Origin of the sequence: Candidatus Culexarchaeum yellowstonense (assembly GCF_024707025.1) — an archaeon.
GTDB lineage: Archaea > Thermoproteota > Methanomethylicia > Culexarchaeales > Culexarchaeaceae > Culexarchaeum.
Genome location: NZ_JANGFQ010000177.1, coordinates 1 through 5355, shown reverse-complemented (window position 1 = coordinate 5355; position 5355 = coordinate 1). Strand labels below are relative to the sequence as shown.

6 protein-coding genes and 1 pseudogene are annotated in these 5355 nt (G+C 37.6%); all 7 read left to right on the top strand.

Annotation, left to right across the window (positions count from 1 at the left end; translation table 11 throughout):
* Positions 1-378, top strand: a pseudogene (locus tag MRT15_RS10575) (hypothetical protein); the annotation flags it as partial.
* A 167-nt stretch (positions 379-545) separates the two neighbouring features.
* The gene (locus MRT15_RS10570) at positions 546-1958 is read left to right on the top strand and encodes a M20 family metallopeptidase (protein WP_304330107.1); all 1413 of its coding nucleotides are present in this window, start codon (positions 546-548) and stop codon (positions 1956-1958) included.
* A gap of 95 nt (positions 1959-2053) precedes the next feature.
* Entirely contained in the window at positions 2054-2800 is a 747-nt protein-coding gene (locus MRT15_RS10565) for a DUF5058 family protein (protein WP_304330105.1), read from the top strand.
* Positions 2797-3513 carry a hypothetical protein gene (locus MRT15_RS10560; protein ID WP_304330103.1) on the top strand — a complete coding sequence of 239 codons (717 nt, stop codon included), beginning with the start codon at positions 2797-2799 and terminating at the stop codon, positions 3511-3513. The genes MRT15_RS10565 and MRT15_RS10560 overlap by 4 nt, the downstream gene beginning before the upstream one ends.
* 25 nt (positions 3514-3538) lie before the next feature.
* Positions 3539-3952, top strand: a complete 414-nt coding sequence (locus tag MRT15_RS10555; RefSeq protein WP_304330101.1) for a DUF2208 family protein — start codon at positions 3539-3541, stop codon at positions 3950-3952.
* A 33-nt stretch (positions 3953-3985) separates the two neighbouring features.
* On the top strand, positions 3986-4195 hold the full coding sequence (locus MRT15_RS10550; RefSeq protein WP_304330099.1) for a hypothetical protein: 210 nt from the start codon (positions 3986-3988) through the stop codon (positions 4193-4195).
* A 427-nt stretch (positions 4196-4622) separates the two neighbouring features.
* Positions 4623-5355: PLP-dependent cysteine synthase family protein (locus tag MRT15_RS10545; RefSeq protein WP_304330097.1), on the top strand; the 733-nt coding region annotated here is incomplete at its 3' end.

Below are 5355 nucleotides of genomic sequence, written 5' to 3'. Positions count from 1 at the left end.
TCAAAAGTTGTTAGACCAAACATTCAATGGAGAATTAAAGTCTACTCTGAAATCAAGCGTATATGCGATAAGTATGGTATTGAGTTCTCAACATGCAAGGAAGGCTTATACTATTACCACACGGCCAAGAATTGTTGCGGCATGCACTACATGGAAAATGGAAAGTATGTCCTAAGACCAACACTCCATGAAGCATGGAACTACTATGTAAAGCATGGTAGAACACCGAAACTCGACGAACTTACGGCAAATCTAACGGAACAATACATTTATGGCGAGAGACTAAAGCACTATCCTAGACTTCTAAGAAAGAAGATGATATCACATGAGAAAATTTTGAGAGAAATTCTCCAGCAAGGATTTAAAGAGTTAACTTAACAAGAGACTGGCAATTGTGTGACTTCTAAGCTATAAGAAAGTCTTAAGGATGATTTACTACGTTTAAATTTTATTTTCAATGGGCATTTATTTACGGACTTCCATAATTTGGTTTAAGAAACGCTTATAAATAGTTATAAGGATAATGTCTTTTGAAGGTGTTTTTCTTGGTAGAGAAAAGTGAAATTTTAAAGTGGTTTGATGAGAATTCTCAGAGATTAATCGATATTGCTCAAAAAATATGGGAGTATGCTGAACCTGCACTACAAGAGTATAAATCTTCCAAATTGTTGGCTGATGAATTAGAGAAGGAAGGTTTTCATGTGAAACGTGGAGTAGCTGATATGCCAACTGCATTTGTGGCTTCCTATGGCTCTGGGAAGCCTGTGATTGGTGTTTTAGGTGAATATGATGCTTTACCTGGACTTTCACAGAAGCCTATTCCACGTAAGGAGCCTGTTAAGGAAGGTGCACCTGGTCATGGTTGTGGACATAATCTTTTGGGGACAGGTGCTCTTGGAGCTGTTTTAGCTGCAAAACATATTATGGAGAAATACAATATCAAGGGTACTTTAAGATATTATGGTTGTCCTGCTGAGGAGACTTTGGTCGGCAAGGTCTTTATGGTTAAGGCTGGGCTTTTTGATGATGTTGATGTCGCATTAACGTGGCATCCATGGATTGCAAACACAACGTGGATGGCAAGCATGTTGGCTATGAATAATGTTAAGTTTAAATTTTATGGTGTTGCTTCACATGCAGCTGCGGCACCGCATGCTGGTAGAAGTGCTCTTGATGCTGTTGAACTCATGAATATTGGCGTGAATTATTTGAGGGAGCACATTATACCAGATGCTAGAATACATTACGTTATAACTCATGGTGGTCAAGCGCCAAATATAGTTCCAGATTTTGCTGAAGTATGGTATTTTATCCGTGCACCGAAGAGAGTTCAAGTTGAAGAAATCTATAATAGGGTTATAAATATAGCTAAAGGTGCTTCATTGATGACTGATACTAGAATGGAGATAGAGTTTATAACTGGATGCTGGGAAGTCGTACCCAATGAAGTTCTATCAGAATTACTTTACAAGAATCTAGAGATTGTTGGTGCACCACGATATACTGATGATGAAATGAAGTTTGCTGAAGAAATCATAAAAACCTTCCCACCTAATCAAAGAGAATCATTAATGGCTTCATATAGTGTACCTAGACTCGAGGAAGCTTTAAAACGTTTAATAATAGACTATGTGGCTCCACCAGAGGATAAGGGTAAAGTTCTACCTGGATCTACTGATGTGGGGGATGTTTCTGTAAAAGTTCCAACCGCACAATTAGTTACTAGTACATGGGTTTCCGGGACTCCTTCACATAGTTGGCAAGCAGTAGCTGCATCAGGGATGAGTATAGGGCATAAAGGGATGTTGACTGCAGCGAAAACTTTATCATTAACCGTAATAGACCTATTTCTAAATTCGGAGATTATTAATAAAGCTAAGGAGGAGCATGTTAAGAAAGGTTTAGTTTATAAAAGTCCATTACCAGAGGGCGTAAAGCCACCTGTACCCAAAGGTTAATTATCAATTAACTTAACATAATTTTACTTTTTCTTTTTAAATAGTAATGTTTAAATACGCATCAATATTTAAGTTTTAATAAGAGGTGTTTTTATTTGCCTGAAGAATGGTTAGCTATAGCTACTAGTTGGGTTATGTGGTTGATAGGTTTCATAACTGTTGGCAATGCTCTCATACAAACACTCTTATTCTACAGAGTTATCCGAAGGGTTGGGGAGAAAATTAAAATGAAACCAGGAATCTTAAAGGAGAGTTTACGCGCTGCACTAATAACTTCAATAGGTCCATGCATGGGAATCTTTGTTGGTATGGTGACTTTGGTGATAGCGCTTGGCGGTCCAGTGGCCTTCATAAGGGAGGGTGCTGCTGTGGGTTCAATAATGTTTGAATTAATTTCCGCTAGAACGGGTGCTGAGGTTGCTGGGGCGCAATTAACTAGGGAAGGCATGACTCTACTTGGATTAAGTTTAGCTTTATGGACTATGGCTGTGGGCAGTGTTGAGTGGGTTATTGTAGGTGGAGTACTAACAAGATGGTTACCTAAACTGAGGGATGCAATGGGTGGTGGAGATCCAAAACTCATAGGTTTGATCTCTGTGGCTATGATGCTTGGAGCATTTGGCAGGATGCTTGTGAGGGACGATGTTATGCCCACCATACTTGCTATGAGCATTAGACCACCATTGATTGCGGGAATTGTTGGAATCGTTGTTGCAGTTGCATGGATAAAATTTGCTGAGAAATTAAAGAAACCATGGCTTAAAGAGTACTTCATGTTACTTGCACTATTACTTGGAATGATTATAACACAATTACTTGTAAATGCGGGGGTTGTGAAATGAGTGAAGAGGAGAAATATTTTGGGATGAGTCCACTACCACTCGAAGAGAAGAAGAAGATAATGGATGAGGAGTATTATCCAAAGATTCACCTCTATGGGATAATTACAAGCTTAATTCATGCCTTAATAATATTCCTACCAGTAATATATCTTGCAGCATTAGGGTATTTCCCACCATGGGATAAAGCTATTTTAGCCTTTATAAATATAGCATCAGTAGTGGGGCCATACTGGATCATAGAGCCAATATCATATTTTGGAATATTGGGGGTTGTTGGCACTTACATTTCATTTCTAGCTGGAAACATTTCCAATATGAGATTACCCGTTTCGGCGGTGGCGCAAGAGGTTGCTGGCGTTAAGGAGGGATCATATGAAGGTGAAATTGTTGGGGGGCTGGCAATAATAGCTTCACAATGGATGTTAACAATAATATCGTTCCTAGCGGCTATAATTGTGACAGGGGTAATAGCGCTACTGCCGCCAGCTGCTGTAAAAGCCTTTGACTGGCTACTACCATCAATATGGGGTGCAATATTTGCACAATTTAGTTTAAGGAATATTAAGTTAGCTATGATAGCGTTTCCATTAGCATTGGTAATAGTTTATCTCGGGGTTAAAGCGATAATACCAGCATATCTTGAAATACCAATAATGGTATTTGGAATGGCTGGAATAGCAATAGCTCTGTATAGGAAAAAGATACTTAAATAATCATAACAACACTTTTTTTAATGTTATGAAGGAAATTAAAATTTTATATGAAGAAGATTCAACAATATTGAGATCAAATAACCGTAAATGGATCTTTGCAAGAGCGTTAATAGTATGGACTGCTGAAATAATGTTCTTAATAGCATTATGCATAGCATTTGGAACTTTCATCGGGATACTCATATACCTATTGTCAATTTTCATAATTTTACCAACCCCCTTCCTCAAAGTTCCCAAGAAATATAAAATAACAAATAAGGGTATAGCGTACAATGGAAAACTCTTCCTTGTACATAAAATATACAAAATAAGAATGAATGCGAGGAGAAAGTACGTAGCAGTATACCATCCTTTAAGAGGGGAACTCATAAGACTGTATACCGAGAATCCAAATGAGGTATACACATTACTATGCAAAATACTAAGTGAAAATGTTTAAAAGATGAAGTATCAATAACATAACTGGATTGCTATGGAGCTAAAATTGGAGTTCAAAAAACCCGAGGATCTTATACCAAAACTTCATGAAGAGCTGAGGAGATATGGAGTACTGATGAAATTTATAGAATATTCTATAAATTTGATGAAGGAAGAGGATATAAAAAGTTTAGAAAAGAAGATAGAGAGGAGAAAGAAGGAGTTGGAAACCATTAAAAACTTAGAAGATCTGCAAATATTTTAAATGAAGTCCTTCATAGAGGCAATTTTGTGGAGTTTTTAAATCAAAAATTAAAGGTTTTATTAGATTGATAGATAAATTTAAATATGTGAATTGGAATGAAGCCTTTAAAAGGGTTGTTGCAGGGGATTAAGGGAGGAAGACTATGTTTAGAAGGGATTTTAAGAAGGCTAGGGGGCTGCTTGCTTAATGGATTTTCTTAGAAGGAGGGTTTATGGTTGGAATAGTGTTAAGGAGATTGGGAAATGGAGAGAGCGAAAACAACTATAGATGCATCTTCACATTAGAATCATATTACCTCCCTTGAATAGAATATAAGAGCTTTAATTACGTTAAATGCGTGAGAGGATCATAAGAATTCTTCAATGAATAATATCAAATAAAATATCTTTTTAAATATCTATCATTATGTAGTTTTATGGTGTTTTATTTGTTCTCTAAGTTGGAGGAGATCGGGAAACTTATTGGCAATACTCCTGTTTTGAGGCTTAATAGAATTGCTTCATCTAATGCTGCTTCAATTTATTTAAAATTGGAGTATATGAATCCTGGTGGTAGTCATAAGGATAGAATTGCCTATTACATGCTTAAAGATGCTATTGAGAGTGGAAGGCTGAGGGAGGGTGGTTGCATTGTGGAGGTTAGTAGTGGTAATACTGCTTTATCGTTGGCTTGGATGTGTGTTAGGCTTGGTTTGAAAGCTATCTTCATAGCTGAAGTGGAGATTTCTCCAGTTAAGATGTCTATCTTGAAGCTTCTTGGTGCTGAGGTTGTTAAAGTTGATGCTAGTGGAATTGGTGATGTTGATCCCAGATTTTTGAAGGCTAAGGAGCTTGAAGCCAGATTCGATGGGTTATTCATGAATCAGTTTTCCAATGAAGCTAATTTTAGAGCTCATTATGAGACTACGGCTAGGGAGATTGTTGATCAATTGAATGGTAGGGTTGATGCATTTGTTATGGGTGTGGGGACTGGTGGCACTATTACTGGTGTTGGTAAGTATTTGAAGGAGAGGTTGGGTGGGGATGTGCTTGTCGTGGGTGTTGTGCCGAGGGGGTCTTCCATAATTCATGGGAAGCCTGTGAGCGGCGAATATATTGATGGATTGGCGAAGAATGTTGTTCCAGAATTGTTCTTAAAGTATAGGGGTTACATTGATAGGG